17 protein-coding genes are annotated in these 16,358 nt (G+C 45.5%); 8 read left to right on the top strand and 9 right to left on the bottom strand.

All coding sequences use genetic code 11. The annotated features are described in order from the left end of the window. Positions 1-3 precede the first annotated feature (3 nt). The 5 genes from DWX84_RS04175 (at position 4) to DWX84_RS04155 (ending at position 4,367) form a co-directional block, all read left to right on the top strand. Positions 4-1,281 carry a hypothetical protein gene (locus tag DWX84_RS04175; RefSeq protein WP_048928444.1) on the top strand — a complete coding sequence of 426 codons (1,278 nt, stop codon included), beginning with the start codon at positions 4-6 and terminating at the stop codon, positions 1,279-1,281. A gap of 141 nt (positions 1,282-1,422) precedes the next feature. After that, entirely contained in the window at positions 1,423-1,737 is a 315-nt protein-coding gene (locus DWX84_RS04170) for a nucleotidyltransferase domain-containing protein (protein ID WP_008778387.1), read from the top strand. Then, entirely contained in the window at positions 1,734-2,138 is a 405-nt protein-coding gene (locus tag DWX84_RS04165; protein WP_005857332.1) for a HEPN domain-containing protein, read from the top strand. Before DWX84_RS04170 ends, DWX84_RS04165 begins: the two co-directional genes overlap by 4 nt. Before the next feature lie 139 nt (positions 2,139-2,277). Then, on the top strand, positions 2,278-3,588 hold the full coding sequence (locus DWX84_RS04160) for a UDP-glucose/GDP-mannose dehydrogenase family protein (RefSeq protein WP_048928445.1): 1,311 nt from the start codon (positions 2,278-2,280) through the stop codon (positions 3,586-3,588). A gap of 2 nt (positions 3,589-3,590) precedes the next feature. Next, positions 3,591-4,367: a glycosyltransferase gene (locus tag DWX84_RS04155; protein WP_005857330.1), complete on the top strand. Its 777-nt coding sequence runs from the start codon at positions 3,591-3,593 to the stop codon at positions 4,365-4,367. Between the two features lie 66 nt (positions 4,368-4,433). Here DWX84_RS04155 and crcB read toward each other — a convergent pair whose 3' ends face one another. Next, positions 4,434-4,820, bottom strand: a complete 387-nt coding sequence (gene crcB / locus DWX84_RS04150) for a fluoride efflux transporter CrcB (protein WP_008772297.1) — start codon at positions 4,818-4,820, stop codon at positions 4,434-4,436. A gap of 71 nt (positions 4,821-4,891) precedes the next feature. Beyond that, a complete protein-coding gene (gene pheS / locus DWX84_RS04145) occupies positions 4,892-5,911 on the bottom strand; it encodes a phenylalanine--tRNA ligase subunit alpha (protein ID WP_048928446.1) in 1,020 nt (339 codons plus the stop codon). A gap of 168 nt (positions 5,912-6,079) precedes the next feature. Here pheS and DWX84_RS04140 point away from each other — a divergent pair, with 168 nt between their 5' ends. Continuing rightward, positions 6,080-7,354, top strand: a complete 1,275-nt coding sequence (locus DWX84_RS04140; RefSeq protein WP_005857328.1) for a hemolysin family protein — start codon at positions 6,080-6,082, stop codon at positions 7,352-7,354. 9 nt (positions 7,355-7,363) lie between these two features. Here the strand turns inward: DWX84_RS04140 and DWX84_RS04135 are convergent, their stop codons facing one another. The 6 genes from DWX84_RS04135 to DWX84_RS04110 form a co-directional block, all read right to left on the bottom strand. Next, the gene (locus DWX84_RS04135; protein ID WP_005857327.1) at positions 7,364-8,086 is read right to left on the bottom strand and encodes a porin family protein; all 723 of its coding nucleotides are present in this window, start codon (positions 8,084-8,086) and stop codon (positions 7,364-7,366) included. 4 nt (positions 8,087-8,090) lie between these two features. After that, complete coding sequence (locus DWX84_RS04130) at positions 8,091-8,657, bottom strand: flavin reductase family protein (RefSeq protein ID WP_005862715.1); 567 nt, start codon at positions 8,655-8,657, stop codon at positions 8,091-8,093. 85 nt (positions 8,658-8,742) lie between these two features. Further along, positions 8,743-9,207, bottom strand: a complete 465-nt coding sequence (pyrI, locus tag DWX84_RS04125; RefSeq protein WP_005857324.1) for an aspartate carbamoyltransferase regulatory subunit — start codon at positions 9,205-9,207, stop codon at positions 8,743-8,745. Positions 9,208-9,219: 12 nt separating this feature from the next. Then, positions 9,220-10,140 (bottom strand): aspartate carbamoyltransferase, encoded by a 921-nt coding sequence (gene pyrB, locus DWX84_RS04120; protein WP_005857322.1) that lies wholly within the window; start codon positions 10,138-10,140, stop codon positions 9,220-9,222. A gap of 74 nt (positions 10,141-10,214) precedes the next feature. After that, on the bottom strand, positions 10,215-11,915 hold the full coding sequence (locus DWX84_RS04115; protein WP_048928447.1) for an alkaline phosphatase: 1,701 nt from the start codon (positions 11,913-11,915) through the stop codon (positions 10,215-10,217). 43 nt (positions 11,916-11,958) lie between these two features. Continuing rightward, on the bottom strand, positions 11,959-13,137 hold the full coding sequence (locus DWX84_RS04110) for a Xaa-Pro peptidase family protein (protein ID WP_005862709.1): 1,179 nt from the start codon (positions 13,135-13,137) through the stop codon (positions 11,959-11,961). Between the two features lie 135 nt (positions 13,138-13,272). On the opposite strand from DWX84_RS04110, the gene DWX84_RS21590 reads away from it, so the two are divergent. Then, positions 13,273-13,413 (top strand): hypothetical protein, encoded by a 141-nt coding sequence (locus DWX84_RS21590; protein WP_005857316.1) that lies wholly within the window; start codon positions 13,273-13,275, stop codon positions 13,411-13,413. Positions 13,414-13,466: 53 nt separating this feature from the next. Here the strand turns inward: DWX84_RS21590 and DWX84_RS04105 are convergent, their stop codons facing one another. Then, positions 13,467-13,916: a YhcH/YjgK/YiaL family protein gene (locus DWX84_RS04105; protein ID WP_005857314.1), complete on the bottom strand. Its 450-nt coding sequence runs from the start codon at positions 13,914-13,916 to the stop codon at positions 13,467-13,469. Positions 13,917-14,131: 215 nt separating this feature from the next. Here DWX84_RS04105 and DWX84_RS04100 point away from each other — a divergent pair, with 215 nt between their 5' ends. Continuing rightward, on the top strand, positions 14,132-16,345 hold the full coding sequence (locus tag DWX84_RS04100) for a cation-translocating P-type ATPase (RefSeq protein WP_048928448.1): 2,214 nt from the start codon (positions 14,132-14,134) through the stop codon (positions 16,343-16,345). Positions 16,346-16,358: the final 13 nt, after the last annotated feature.

Raw genomic sequence — 16,358 nt, 5'->3', positions numbered from 1 at the left:
TTTATGAATAAACTAGAATCTACCATCTATAACCTCGTCCGTAAAAATCCAGCCTTAAAGCAGTTCGTGCGGAATATGTATCAAGGCATATTTGATTTGCTGCCAAGGAAGAAGGAGTATTTCGCCTCTCCCTATCAATACCGGGAAGGCTTCTTTTTCGGATTTCACGATGTCACGCCTTTTTCTTTTGATGAGACCAAGCTATTGGCGAATCAAAATAGGTTGGATTTACGTATGCCTTTACCGTCTGATGGACTGGATGTCGGATATTTTGATTTGGAACAAGGCTCTATAAAGGACTTTCATAGGGTGGATACCTCTTACGCATGGAATTATCATAAAGGATGCAGGCTGCAATGGTTGGATAAGAACCGGATGATTTATAATACGGCGATAGCGAATCGGCTTGTGTCTAAGATTCATGATTTATCGACAGGGGAATACCAAGTAATAGACTGCCCGATTGATGCGGTCTATCAAGATGAGCAAAGATCTTTGGCTTCTTCTTTTAGTTATGAGCGCTTGGAGCGTTGTATGCCCGGGTATGGTTATCCTTATCGGGATGGAGGGAAATTGGATGATCCGGCACCTAAAGATAGCGGTTTGTTCTTGGTGGATTTAAAGGAGAATACTTCAGAGTTGCTTATCTCTTTGTCTGAATTGGCACAGATGGAAGATGAATCCTATAGGCAGGGCTATATGCATTTTGTAACCCATTCGGAGTTCTCGAAAGACGGTCGGTATCTTTCTTTCTTATACCGAAAAATACCAACCGATGGGGATTATATGAGGCGGCATACCAAGATCATGGTTTATGATTTGCGTGATCGGCGACTTATTACCTTACCTACTCAAGAGTCCGGTTCTCATTATGTATGGAATAACAGGAATCAATTGATAGCGTCTTGCATTATAAATGGTAACAGTTGTCATGTATTGTATGACATGAAAGATGTAGATCATTATCAAATAATAGTAGGGGATGTGTTGAATTCGGATGGTCATCAGTCCTTTATCTCGGATACGTCTTTTGTGGCGGATACTTATCCGGATAAATATAGGATGGCAAAAATCTATAAGGCTGATATCAATACTCAAAGTGCGGATTTGTTGCTAAGTATCTATTCTCCCAAAGAGTTTCAAACGAAAGATTTTAAATGCCATATAGCTTGCGATTTACATCCCAGAGTATCCCCTTCTGGAAAGTACCTATGCTTTGATTCGCCTCGTACTGGAAAACGGGGGTTGTATATAATGCCATTGTCGGTACCGGCTATGTAGGCAAGGTGTCTTATACGATAAAAATCAAGAAGAATATTTGTGGCCTAGCTAAAAGTAAGTATATTTGTGGTGGTAACTATCGTGCGATGGCTGTAAATCAATATGATCGATCGTATGATAATATGTTTATTTTGTACAACAATGAGGAAGGACGATATATTATATTCTCTTAGGGCTTTGATAAAGCAAGTGATGCCAGCTGGAACAAAGGTTTTTTTGTTTGGTTCGCAAGCCCGTGGAGATGTCCATGATGAATCGGATTGGGATATTCTAATATTGTTGGACAAGGAAAAGATAACCTCTGCGGATTTTGATACCTATGCCTATCCTTTAATCGACCTAGGATGGCAATTTGGCGAATATTTTAGCACTAAGTTATATACCTTTACTGAATGGATGAAACGTAAAGGTACTCCTTTTTTCAAGAATGTGGAATTAGATGGTATAGAACTATGAATCTAACAGATGAAGAACGGGAAGCCCTTGTTATAGCAAGAAAGGCTAGAGCTTTTGATACTTGGGAGGAAACCAAAGGGATCGTAGAGTGTGGTTATTGGCATGCGGCCGCTAATAGAATGTATTATGCTTGTTATTATATGACCACGGCACTGTTAATTAAAAATGGCTTTCAGGCTTCTACGCATTCAGGAGTGATTCGTTTATTAGGTCTTCATTTTGTAAGTACAGGAATAATCAGTAAAGACTTGGGACGTTTTTATAGTAAACTATTTGAGTTGAGACAAAGTGGGGATTATGATGATTGGATTGTGATCGATGCCAATGAGATTCTTCCCTTGATGGATTCTGTTGATAATTATTTGAATACCTTGCTTTCGTTGATAGAGGGAAAAGCATGAGGCTATCCTTGTCTTCTTTGCCGTAAATAGTTTAAAAAATTGAATATCGCATATCATTTGGCTTGATATGCGTAATATACGTATACCAAAACTTGACTACTTCTCTATAGATTTCCTGAAATATATAATCTTATAACTTATGAATATCGCAATTATCGGCACCGGCTACGTAGGCCTGGTGTCCGGGACTTGTTTTGCCGAGATGGGGGTTGATGTCACTTGCGCGGATGTCAACCGGGAGAAAATAAATGGCTTGTTGGAGGGGAATATCCCGATTTATGAGCCGGGGTTGGAAGAGATGGTATTGCGTAATTCCAAGGAAGGTAGACTTCATTTTACGACGGATCTGGCCTCTTGTCTGGATAACGTGGATATCGTTTTTAGCGCCGTGGGTACGCCACCGGACGAGGATGGTAGCGCCGACCTGCGTTATGTGTTGGAGGTGGCTCGTACGTTTGGCCAATATATTAAGAAATATACGGTATTGGTAACCAAGAGTACGGTTCCCGTGGGTACGGCACGGAAGGTAAAGGCTACGATTCAAGAGGAGTTGAGTAAACGTGGGATGGATATCCCCTTTGATGTGGCCTCGAATCCGGAGTTCTTGAAGGAGGGTGCGGCCATCAAGGATTTCATGAGTCCGGACCGGGTAGTGGTCGGTGTGGAGTCGGAGAGGGCGAAGGAGATGATGAGCAAGCTCTATCGTCCGTTTCTCCTGAATAATTTCCGGGTGATCTTTACGGATATTCCCTCGGCGGAGATGATTAAGTACGCGGCTAATTCCATGTTGGCTACTCGTATCTCGTTCATGAATGATATAGCGAATCTTTGCGAGTTGGTTGGCGCTGACGTGAATATGGTCCGGAAGGGGATCGGTTCGGACAGTCGAATCGGTAATAAATTCCTGTATCCGGGATGTGGCTATGGAGGTAGTTGTTTCCCTAAAGACGTGAAGGCTCTTATCAAGACGGCGGAAAAGAATGGTTATCCGATGGGAGTGCTAAAGGCCGTGGAGGAGGTGAATGAACGTCAGAAGACGATCCTTTATACGAAGCTTAGAAAACATTTTGACTCTTTGGAGGGGAGAACGATCGCTCTCTGGGGCTTGTCTTTCAAGCCGGAGACGGATGATATGCGTGAGGCTACCTCTTTGGTGATGATTGATCTTTTACGGAAAGCGGGTGCCGTGGTCAAGGTGTTTGATCCTGTGGCGATAGGCGAGTGCAAACGTAGAGTTGCTGATCGGGTTGTTTACGCGAAGGATATGTATGAGGCGGTAATCGATGCAGACGCATTGTTGTTGTTGACCGAGTGGAAACAGTTTCGCTTGCCAAGTTGGGCCGTGATCAAGAAAGTAATGAGGCAACCTTTGCTGCTGGATGGTCGCAATATCTATGACGCGAAGGAATTGGGTGAGCTAGGCTTTACCTATGAATGCATCGGAAAATAGTTATGGATAATTTCGGTTTGGTCTCCATTATTACTCCTTCTTATAATTCTTCGTCTTTTATAGCGGAAACCATTGAGTCGATTCTTTCTCAGACTTATCTTAATTGGGAACTGTTGATTACCGACGATTGCTCTACGGATCGTTCTGTTGAGATCATAGAGCGGTATATTCAAAGGGATTCCCGTATTAAGTTGTTCCGGTTAGAAAAGAATTGTGGGGCGGGTGTTTGCCGGAATCGCTCTATCTCGGAGGCCAAAGGACGATTTATCGCTTTTTGCGATAGTGATGATCGATGGCGTCCGGAGAAGCTGGAGAAACAGTTGGCTTTTATGCGAGAGAAGGATTGTGCCTTATCTTATACCTCGTATATGACTTGCGACGAGAGTGGCAAGATTTCCAGCATTGTTATCGGAAAAAGAAGAGAGACCTATTTTTCTATGCGGTGTGATAATAGAATTGGCTGTCTGACCGCAGTTTATGATACGGAGAAAGTGGGAAAAGTATTTATGCCGGAATTACGTAAGCGGCAAGATTGGGGATTATGGCTTACCATACTCAGGCGTTGTGAGGTCGCTTACGGCTTGAAAGAGCCGTTGGCGATTTACCGGATTCACTCAAATTCGATCTCAAGGAATAAGGGGGCTCTTATGAAGTATAATATAAGTGTTTATAAAACGGTTCTCGGATACTCCCCGATGGCTTCGTATCTGTATTTCTTTATTCTGTTTTTACCTTCTTATTTTTCTAAGAAAGTATTCTTGAGGTTAGTAAATAGATAATTTGGAAACAGCTTTATTCGATATAACACGGCCTTGTCATGACTGACTTGTGCCGTGTTTTTTTATTTACTTGATCATTGCAATGATATTCTTCCCAAGTATGATCCCAAGGAAGACCGCTATCAAACCAAGGATATTACTGGCAAGTACATTGAGTAGTGCCATCTTGTATTCTCCGGTACGCATAAGTACCATCGTGTCGAGAGCGAAAGAAGAGAAAGTCGTGAAACCACCGAAAAGACCAGTGAATAGGAAAGCTCTTGTATTGATAGAAAAATTATAGGCTTCCGCTATACTCCAGCAGAAGCCGATTAAAAAGGAGCCGATCACATTGACCGACAAGATACCAAAAGGAAAGGAGTAAAGCATCGATCGTTGCACCCACGTGGAAACTCCGAACCGTAGCGCAGATCCGATAGCTCCTCCTATTATTAAAAGAAAAACCTTTATCATAATTAACCTAGTGTGTTTCCCCCGGGCTAGGTTAAGGCCCGGGGAGATGGTAAATGATTTAGGTTTTCAATTTAATTGGCCGACTCAAACTGTCTCAAGAAACGAACATCGTTTTCCGAGAACATGCGTAAGTCTTTTACTTGGTATTTCAAATTGGTAATACGCTCGATACCCATTCCCAATGCGTAGCCTGAATAAACCTTGCTATCGATACCGCAGTTCTCAAGCACGTTCGGGTCTACCATACCGCAACCGAGGATCTCTACCCAACCGGTTCCTTTACAGAAGGGGCAACCCTTACCTCCACAAATGTTGCAGGAGATGTCCATCTCGGCGGATGGCTCCGTGAACGGGAAGTAAGAAGGACGCAAGCGAATTTTTGTATCCGGACTGAACATTTCCTTGGCGAAGAACAACAAGGCTTGTTTCAAGTCGGCGAATGAGACGTTCTTATCTACATATAACGCTTCTACTTGATGGAAGAAACAGTGAGCACGATAGGAGATAGCCTCATTACGATATACACGTCCCGGACAGATGATACGGATAGGCGGTTCTTGCTTTTCCATTACTCGGGTCTGTACGGAAGAAGTATGTGTGCGAAGCAATACATCCGGGTTATGCTGGATAAAGAACGTATCTTGCATATCGCGGGCAGGATGGTCCTCGGCGAAATTCAAGGAAGAGAAGACATGCCAGTCGTCCTCGATTTCCGGTCCCTCAGCGATGCTGAATCCTAACCGTCCGAATATATCGCAAATTTCTTTCTTTACAAGTGATAGAGGATGACGAGTGCCTAGTTCGATCGGGTAAGCCGTACGAGTCAAATCAATATCATCGTTTGCGGTCTGTACATTCTCAAAGCTTTCTTTTAATTCGTTGATCTTGCTCTGGGTTGTTTCCTTCAGTTCGTTCAAGTATTTACCAACCTCACGTTTTTGATCAGCCGCCACATTACGGAAATCATTCATCAACGCCGATATCTCGCCTTTTTTGCTGAGATACTTTATACGTAAAGCTTCTAGTTCCTCGGCATTTGCCACTTTCATATTCTCTACTTCATGAAGCAGAGCCTTAATTTTATCGAGCATTTCTAATCACACTTTGTATTTGTCATGCAAAAGTACGCCTTTCTTTTGAAACCGCAAGGGATTCGTAAGGTTTTTTAGTTAAATGTAAGCGCAGACACTTAGGTGTCTTGTTTTATATATTAAAGTATTTATATATCTTCGCAGCATAATCAAACTATAAATTAATTAATGGAAATAGTCATTATTATTGGCCTTATCTTACTGAATGGAATTCTTGCGATGTCGGAAATCGCTTTGGTCTCGGCCCGGAAGGCTAGGTTGGAAACCGAAGCGAAACGTGGTAATAAATCTGCGGGCACTGCTTTGAAGCTGGCAAATGAGCCGGATAAGTTTCTCTCAACCATCCAGATCGGAATTACCTTGATCGGTATCTTGACCGGTTTGTACTCTGGCGAGGCGTTAGCTCATAATTTCGCTGTTATAATAGCGCAAATACCGGCCCTAGAACCGTATGCGTTGGGGATCGCTAAAACGACGATCGTTATTATCGTGACGTATCTTACACTTATATTCGGAGAGTTGGTACCGAAGCGGATCGGCATGGGGTGTGCCGAGAAGGTCTCTATGTTAGTTGCTAAACCCATGAATTTTCTTTCCTTGATATCTTCTCCTTTTGTTTGGCTACTTTCAAAGAGTACGGCGTTGGCTGTGAAGATGACGGGCGTGGATACGAAAGAGGAAAATAGGGTAACAGAGGAAGAAATCAAGGCGATCGTGAAAGAGGGCTTCGACGGTGGCGAGGTGCAAGAGGTAGAGCAGGACATCGTAGAGCGGGTCTTTAATCTGGGAGACCGTAACGTGGGTTCTATCATGACGCATCGTAGCGAGCTGGTTTGGCTGGATGTGACGGATAGTACGGAGAAGATTCGGGAGAAAGTGGAGGAGAACTTATTTAATATATATCCCGTGGCTTCGGAGAAGTTCGATAATATAGTAGGGGTCGTTTATCTGAAAGATTTGTTCGGAAGGATCGACCAACCGGATTTCTCGATCAACCAAGTACTCCGCCCGGCACAGTTCGTTCCCGAGAACCAGAGCGTATATAACGCCTTGGAATCTTTCAAGCAGACACACGTGAAATATGGACTCGTTACGGATGAGTTCGGAGGTATCCAAGGTATCGTAACCTTGAAGGATATTATGGAAGGCTTAATCGGGCAAGTACCGGAAGTCGGAGAGGAGTCCGAGATCATACAACGTGAGGATGGTACTTGGTTGGTGGACGGCCAATATTCTTTCTATGATTTCTTGGAATATTTCGACATGGAGGATTTGTATGCCGAGCATGATTATAATACCTTGAGCGGCTTGATCCTAGAGATATTGGAACGTGTACCGAAGACGGGTGAGAAATTAAAGTGGCTGGACTTTGAGTTCGAGATCGTAGATATGGATGGCGCCCGGATCGATAAGGTTTTGGTCAAGTACTTGAAAAATGGGTAAAATGTCTTTTTAGAAGAGTACGCCGAGTGAGATACTCATCACGTTCGTTCGCTTGTCAATATTGATATCATAATTAATCTCGGGAACCGGGTTGTTGACTTTCTCGAAATCGGATTCCACTTGATTCAATCCGAACTCATAGACAAAGTCGAAGAATAGCCGTCCGATGCTAACCCCTACACCCGTAGCGATATTGACTCCGAACGGGGTGTTGTCATTCACGTATTCTACATGCGTGGTGGAAGACTCTACCGTATAGGCGATCTTATAGTTGTATTTTAATTTGGGGCCGACCATAAGGCTAAGTCCGTAAGGCCCTTTCTTCACTAGGTTATAGCCTACCATTATGGGAACCTCTAAGGAACTGGTTTTCATCATCAAGAGGTCGGTAGTTGCCGATGTATTGGACATCATATTATTTTCCGGCAAACTTTGAGGTATGGAAAAACGGATATTTCCCTCAGAGCGATGCCATGAGAAACTTGGCTGGAGGAAGAACCGTTCGATATTGACCCGGCAAAAGACCGCGGCCAGATAACCTACCTTATATTCGATGTCTATATTCTCCGCTTCCTTCCCATTGATGGAAAGGGAGTTTATGACTGGGAAAGTAGCGTTGAATCCCACTTTGGCTCCAAAGTTGAATGCCTTGTCCTCGAAACGCATGAAGCTCTGGGCTTCTGCTAACAGACCGAAAGATAGCAACGCTCCTATAAGGTAGACTTTTTTCATACCGTTATTTTTTCTTTTTCACGGACCAGCCGAATTTACCGACAAATTCACCTAACCCGTAATACTTACCATGCGAGTAAGCTAAAAGATCCGCTTTCTGCATATCAAAAGCCCCTGTCTCTGGGTCTAGATATCGGTCGTCGGCCTGTACGTTTACGACATCAGCGATAAACATATCATGACTTCCGAGAGCGATTACCTCTTTTACCCGGCATTCGATACAAAGCGGAGACTCGTCTATCGTAGGGGCGTTAACGACGGTCGCTTTTCCGGGAGTGAGCTTCATCTCCTCGAATTTATGATGGTCTTTCCCTGAGTTTACCCCGCACCAATCCGTGGCGTAGGCCAGCTCACGATTCGTCAAGTTGATGACGAACTCCATATTCTTCTTCAAGATCGGATAAGAGAATCGTTCCGGACGTACGGATATATAGCACATCGCCGGATTCGTACAAATCGTACCGACCCATGCGACTGTTATTATATTGTACTCGGAAGGCTCATTCCCACAACTCACCATTACGGCAGGCAATGGATAGATCATGGTTCCCGGTTTCCAATCATGCTTCATAATAAAAACTGCGTTTTTATAATTGAAAGTTGAGAATTGAGAATTAAAGATTCCGTAAAGCTAATTCTCAATTCTCAACTTTCAATTATTTAATGATAATGTCTTCTTTATTAATCTTACGTTCGCAATAATGACATTTAATGGTTCCCTTTTCCTTGTCGATCACGTGGAAGCGGGAAAGCATCGGCTCATTATTGGTGATACATTTCGGATTGTTACATTTGACCAAGCCAATCAGCTCGTCGGGTAAAGTAACCGTCTTCTTCTCTACAACCTCATAATCACGGATAATGTTCAATATAATATTCGGGGCGATCATGGCGATACGGTTGATCTCGTCCTCCTCGAAAAACTTGTCGGCGATCTTGATCATACCCTTGCATCCCATCTTGTTGCTATGGAAATTATTGCCGATCGTGATCGTATTGTTCATTTTCTCCAGTCCCAGTAAAGAGGCTACCTTGAATAATTGGCTGGGAGGAATATGGTCTATGGCGGTACCGTTCTCTAAAGCGGCTACCTGCAACTCTTTTTTCTTTTCTGCTGACATAAAACTTCGTTTTTATTCGTCGATAGATATACCTAAAACTTCGCAAATGATAGCTTGGCGTGCGAACAGCCCGTTGCGTGCCTGCTGGATGTAATAAGCCTTTGGATTGTCATCTACATCGTAAGCGATCTCGTTCACACGGGGTAGCGGATGTAAGATACGCAGGTTCTCACGGCTGTTTCTCAGCATGTCGTTACGCAGGATATACACGTTCTTTACCCGCTCGTACTCTTCCAAGTCTGTGAAACGCTCACGTTGTACACGGGTCATATAAAGGATATCCGTCTGGTTGATGATATCTTCCGTGAAATCGGTATGCTCCTCGTATTTGAGTCCGTGCTTGTCGCAGAAGTTCTTTTGCTCGTCCGGCATGCGTAGCTCGTTCGGTGCGACGAAGTGGAAGGTCGGATGGAAGTGAGACATTCCCACGATCAAGGAGTGAACCGTACGGCCATACTTCAAATCGCCGACCATCGTGATGGTGAGGTTATCCAGTTTGCCTTGTGTCTTGCGGATGGAATACAGGTCCAGCATGGTTTGCGAGGGATGTTGGTTTGCCCCGTCACCAGCGTTGATGATAGGGACATCCGTCACCTCAGAAGCATAGCGGGCGGCTCCTTCCAGATGATGTCTCATAATGATCAAGTCCACGTAATTGCTTACCATCAAGATCGTATCTTTCAAGGTCTCGCCCTTGGAGGAACTAGTCGTGGAAGCGTCCGAGAAACCGATCACCCGTCCACCTAAACGGTTTACGGCTGTCTCGAAACTCAGTCTCGTACGTGTAGAGGGCTCGAAGAACAGGGTGGCGGCGACTTTGCCTTCCAGTAATTTCCGGTTCGGATTCTCCTCAAACTTCCTTGCGTTATCCAGAATACGAAGAATGTCCTCTTTGGAACATTGATCGATAGAAACTAAACTTTTACTTTTCATAGGTTGTGTATATTCTGTCTTATGTACGCGAATGTATAAAAAAAGCGGAGACCGAAGGGCCTCCGCTTTATATTTTATTTTAAGAAATCAACTAGACTTGCCGGAAGATAGAACGTGTTATTTTTATCGACATAAACGACGACAGAGTTTAACCGTATCTCATCTTGGCCTTTCTTCCCGGACTTCACGATATTGGAGAACGGGGTGATCGTTAGCTGTTTTTTCTTATCTTTCTTGTTCTTAACGATCAAGGTTGGAGAACCTTTCTCGTCGGCGGCAGGGACGATCTCGCAAGTGTAATCCTCGAATACGTCCGTGTGGCGTGCGAAGTTCTTGCTTGTAAGATCTTCCAAGTTTCCGTGTGTCAATCCGAACAAATTGCATAAGTACTCATTCAGCTCGATGTTCGTATTCATACCTAGGGGTAAGGTTCCTTGCGGATGGTAAGCGGCTAGGAATACTTCCTCGCCCGTATGGCCGCCGGTCGTGAAACCGAAGCAAGTGCGGGAAGTGATGATATGCGCCATCAATCCGGTTAACGAGCCACTGTACATGGAGGAATTATCTTCCGGTTTGCGTTGGTCTTCCGGTATCGGGCTATTCTTATAATCCTTGCAATTGTTTAACGCGTTCATCTCTTCCGGAGTCAGCTCGAAGCCGGCGTAGGTGCGGAATACGTTTTGCACTTCTGAGTTAGGAACGCTGTTTACCTTGTTGGCGAAACCCTCGGCGGTCAATTTATACAGGGAGAATTGGTGGAACAATTGGTCTTTCGTCAATTTATCGTAACCTTTACAATCTCTTCTACCTAAGCTGATACCGCTGTTTCCGTGGTCGGGTACGATGACAACGGCAGTCTCGCCGTTATTGCGTGCGAACTCCAATGCGGCACCGCAGGCACGATCGAATGCCAAGAAATCGGTAGCCATACCTACCGGGTCATTGCCATGAGCGGCCCAGTCTACCTTACTGCCTTCTACCATTAAGAAGAAACCATTCGGGTTCTTGGATAATTTGTCGATCGCCTTACGAGTCATTTCCTCGATAGAAGGTTGCTCTTCCGGATTGCGGTCGATATCGTAAGCCATTTCCTTGTTGCCATATAAAGCCCACATCTTCTGATTATTATCGGCACGCATACCTTTCAAGTCATTTTTATAAACATTGTATCCGTTCGCCAATAGATAATCTTCCATATCCTTTGTAAGGATAGAAACTCCACCACCGATAACGACATCGATATCATTATGAACCATCTGCGGAGCGATCCAGTCGTATTTACCACGATTGTAGCTATGAGCGGAGCAGTCCGCCGGGGTAGCGTGCGGGAATTCGCAAGTGAAAACCAATCCTGTAGCTTTGCCCTGCAACATCTTGCCAGCCTCCAATACGGTGGTAAGCGGTTGGAAGGCACGGGCCGGGTCGGTCGGGTAGATATCGTTATCACCGTCGTTCTCCGGGTAAGTGGATACATAACCCGTACGGCTCGGCTGTCCGGTCATGTAGCATGATGTAGTAGGAGCGGAGTCGCCGATAGGGGCGTTAGAAGAATGCGTACGCACCGTTCCGCACAAATACGGGTCGATGTTCAATTTCGGTTTGCTGGGATCTTGGTACCATTGTAACCAACGGGTGATAGAGATAGTCGCCAATGAGGTTCCGTCCGGGATTAAGAGAATCACGTTCTTGACAGGCTTCACGTTCTCCTTTTCCACGGCATTGGCCGGCATAATGATAATAGCCAGCAAAAGTAGAAAAGCTAATGTTTTTTTCATGTGCTTTAATTTAATAATGTATAACAAATTCTTCTATTAAATCCTAATTTCCAAGTGGGATGATCTCCTCGTTGAACCGTGTCAACTTCTCCACGCCCGTCTCCGTTACAAGGAAACTGTTCTCGATACCCACGGCACCGACACCCGGGATCACGAATTTGGGCTCCAAGGCGAACACCATATTCGGTAAAAGCTCCTCTTTCGAGCGAGGGGTAAGCACAGGTAGCTCATTGATCTGTATACCGATGCCATGTCCTACGAATTTAGCCTGTTGCTCGGTTCCCATAAAGTTAGCCGAAAGACCTTCTTTCTTAGCGATATTCGCCGCTATATTATATAAATCCGAACAAGCGGTTCCCGGGCGGGTAGCGTTTTCTACCTCCTGCTGTATCGTAAGGGCCACTTGATGCGCCCGATAAGCTTCCTCCGTCAGGCGCCCTACGGAGAAGACACGGGTCATGTCCGTCATATAAGCCGTATAATTGCCGGCCATATCCACCATGATAGCGGTGCCTTCTTTTAATAACGTACCGTTAGCGCCTAGCGGACAAGAAGCGTCTATGCCGCCTCCACCCAAGGCGAAATCAAAAGGGGATGGGGTCTCGGCGTTTTCCCCGGCGAGAATACTACCCATATAGATATCCATATTGGCTCCGAAAGCACGGAAAAGACCGATCGAGCCGTTCTTGCGCATACGTTTCTCGATCTCGTACTGGAACTCCAAGTCTGTCATACCGGGACGGAAACATTCCGGGATCTCGCTATAAGTAGCCTCGTGCTTGCGGGCGGCGATACGGAATTGCCCGATCTCCCAAGGGGTTTTTACCCGGCGAAGGTTTCGCATGAAAGCGGTGGCGTTACCGGCCTCCTCCGGTTGGAATACCTTATCTAAACGGATGTATTCATTATAAGTTAACTCATCTGCCTCTAACAAGAGCTTTTTGGGCATCTTAATCCCTCGTTCCGCAAATAAGGGTGGGATGTCTTCCGGCTTACGGATGTATTCCACTTGATGTCCTGAAAGCCCGTTCGGTCGCTTGATTAGGAACCACGGCTCACCGTCTACCGGCAAATAAAAATAACCACTATAGATTTGTCCTGTCGTATAATAAAGATTTACATCTACGGTAAGCAAACAGGCATCCATATCCATCTTCGCCATACCATCTCTCATCCGATCCCATTTTATCTTTAGGTCGTTCTTCAATTCTTCTGAAATCATCTTCCTTTGTATTACTTTTATTTTGTACCGGGCATCAAAGGTAACAAGAATTTACGAGATTTAAGTGGATTTGAGGTGAATAAAGTATTACAAACGCATATATGCGAATATACGGTTGAATAGGGAAATCTTCTTATGAATAAAGATAATCGTATCTGTATCTATTCCTTGATTCTCGTCGTGAATCCTATAAACCACGGCGTGGTCTTTACAGATCATGGCGTGGTTTACAAAGACCACGCCGTGGTTTGTAGAATAGAAGTAGATCCGATATAGAATATATAAGTATTCAGCTGATTATTCTTGCGGAACAGATAGGGTATTCGATACTATTGGACCGGGATCTTGATAACCACCTTCCGGATATTCCCTTGGCCGATACCCGGGGCGTGCCCGTCTTCCGGGAAATAAATGGCGAATTGTCCGGGATAGATTTTCGTATAGGCGGTAGGTTTGTCGATATAAAAGGCGATATCTTGCTCCTCGTTGTATGGAACGGACTCCTCTAGTAATTGATCTCCCGGTTTCCACCCGATTTTCTCTACGCCCAATAAGGGGAATTGGATATCGATAAATTTCTTGTGGGTCTCGATGGCCGCTTCCGACTTCTCCTTTCCGAAGAGGCTGGCGATGCTAACCGTGAAACCAGCGTCCGCTATATCGTATTTACCATCTTCCATTTTTGAAAAATCAGTAGACTTAACATAGTCAAAAGCCTGCTTAAACAGCGGATGGATACATTCGATCCGCTTAGAGTTCTCAAGTGAGTCTAGAATCATATTGTTATTAAGTTTTAGTAATTGGTTTGAAAATCGTTACAAATGTCGGGTATTTCCCTGTTAAATAATAGTCATATTTCTCAAATAAATCTATTAAGTTCCTAGGTTTCTTAACGTACGTAAATACTGTTTCGTAAAGTTTGCAATCTGGTTGCAATCATATTTATCGTATCTTTGTTATTCATTTATATATAACTAAACAGGTGATACGATCTATGAAAGATTTGGAGACAATTATACTACCGGTTCTCGAGATGAGTTGTGCCGTATGTGCCAATAACGTAGAGAATACGGTGAAGGGACTTCCCGGCGTGGAGGAGGCATCGGTGAATTTCGCGGCGAATACGCTTTCCGTCAAATACCATCCATCCTTGATTACTCCTCAGAAAATGAGAGAGGCCGTGCAGGAGGCCGGATACGATTTGGTCGTGGAGGTAGAGGATCCGACGGCGGTACAGGAAGAGATGGCACGAGAGCATTACCGGAAGCTACGCCGGAATACGATCGGGGCGTGGGTACTTTCCATTCCGCTGGCCCTGCTGGGAATGGTGTTTATGCATACGCCCGGCGGTAACTGGATCATGATGGTGCTGGCCTTGGTGATTATGATCGTGTTCGGGCGGTCGTTCTACGTGAACGGCGTGCGCCATGCGTTGCACGGTAGCGCCAATATGGATACGTTGGTGGCGTTGAGTACCTCGATCGCTTTCCTGTTCAGTTTCTTCAATACCGTATATCCGCGGTTCTGGTATGAGAAAGGATTGGAGCCGCATGTTTATTATGAGGCATCCGGCGTGATCATAGCGTTCGTTCTGTTGGGTAAACTTCTGGAGGAGCGGGCGAAGAACAGCACTTCTTCCGCTATCAAGAGCTTGATGGGATTGCAGCCTAAAACCGCCCGTCGTGTGCGGGATGGACAGGAGGAAGAGGTCTCTATCTCGTTCTTGCGGGTGGGAGATCTTGTCAGTGTCCGTCCCGGTGAGAAGATCCCGGTGGACGGCACGGTGTCTCAAGGTTCCTCTTCCGTGGATGAGAGCATGTTGAGTGGCGAGCCGATCCCTGTCGTGAAATCACAAGGTGACCGGGTCTTGGCCGGGACGATCAACCAAAAGGGCGCTTTCTTGATGGAGGCGACCGGGGTGGGGAGCGCTACCGTATTATCGCAAATCGTACAGATGGTACAAGCCGCTCAAGGAAGTAAGGCACCCGTGCAGCGTATCGTTGATAAAATAAGTGGTATATTTGTACCGATCGTTGTCGGATTGGCGATACTCACTTTTATCGTCTGGCTGGTAGTAGGAGGAAGCGGGTACTTCTCGTACGCTCTCTTATCGGCGGTATCGGTATTGGTGATCGCTTGCCCTTGCGCGTTGGGACTTGCTACGCCAACTGCCTTGATGGTCGGGATGGGTAAAGGCGCCGAGCATCATATATTGATCAAAGACGCTTTTGCCTTGGAAAACCTTTGTAAGGTGGATACCGTCGTGCTGGATAAGACCGGGACCTTGACCGAGGGCGTGCCCGAGGTGACAGACTCTTTCTGGATATCGGAGGCGAGCCGGGATATGCTGGATATCCTTTATACCGCCGAGATGAAGTCTGAGCATCCTTTGGCGTCCGCTATCCTCTCATGGTTGAAAGGAACGGAGGCTGCGGAGATCGACGCTGATAGTTTCGAGAGCGTAACGGGGCGTGGTATCCAAATGCAGGTACATGGCGTGACGTATTGGGTAGGAAGCAAAGGCTTTTTGGAAACCTTCAAGGCGATGGTTCCGCCCGAGGCTGGGCGGGAAATCATCCGGTGGGAAGAGGATGGCAAGAGTATCGTTTATTACGGTTGGGAATCGGAATTGCTTGCGGTCATGGCTATTTCGGATCGGTTGAAACCTACGTCGGGAGAGGCGGTAGAGGCCTTGAAAGAAATGGGTATCGAGGTTCATTTATTGACCGGCGATGGAAAACGGACCGCCGAGACCGTTGCGGCCATGCTGGATATCCGTCATTATAAGGCAGATGTCTTGCCGAGCGATAAGGAGGAGTATATCCGTTCCTTGCAAGCCGCCGGAAGGAAAGTGGCTATGGTTGGGGATGGTATCAACGACTCGCAAGCTTTAGCCCGTGCGGATGTGAGCATTGCGATGGGTAAGGGAACGGATATCGCCATGGATGTGGCGATGGTCACGTTGATTACTTCGGATTTGATGTTATTGCCGGATGCGATCCGCTTGTCGAAACGTACGGTTCGCTCGATCCACCAGAATTTATTCTGGGCATTTATCTATAACTTGATCGGAATCCCATTGGCGGCGGGTGTCTTATTCCCGGTGAACGGACTGTTACTGAACCCGATGTTGGCGAGCGCCGCGATGGCTTTCAGTTCCGTGTCGGTGGTATTAAATAGCTTACGGTTGAAATGGAGTAAACTTTAAATAATAAGTAGAG

Source organism: Parabacteroides sp. AF21-43, assembly GCF_003635435.1.
Lineage (GTDB): Bacteria > Bacteroidota > Bacteroidia > Bacteroidales > Tannerellaceae > Parabacteroides > Parabacteroides distasonis.
Note: the sequence above shows the minus strand (reverse complement) of the source record. Positions and strands in the feature narration are given on the sequence as shown.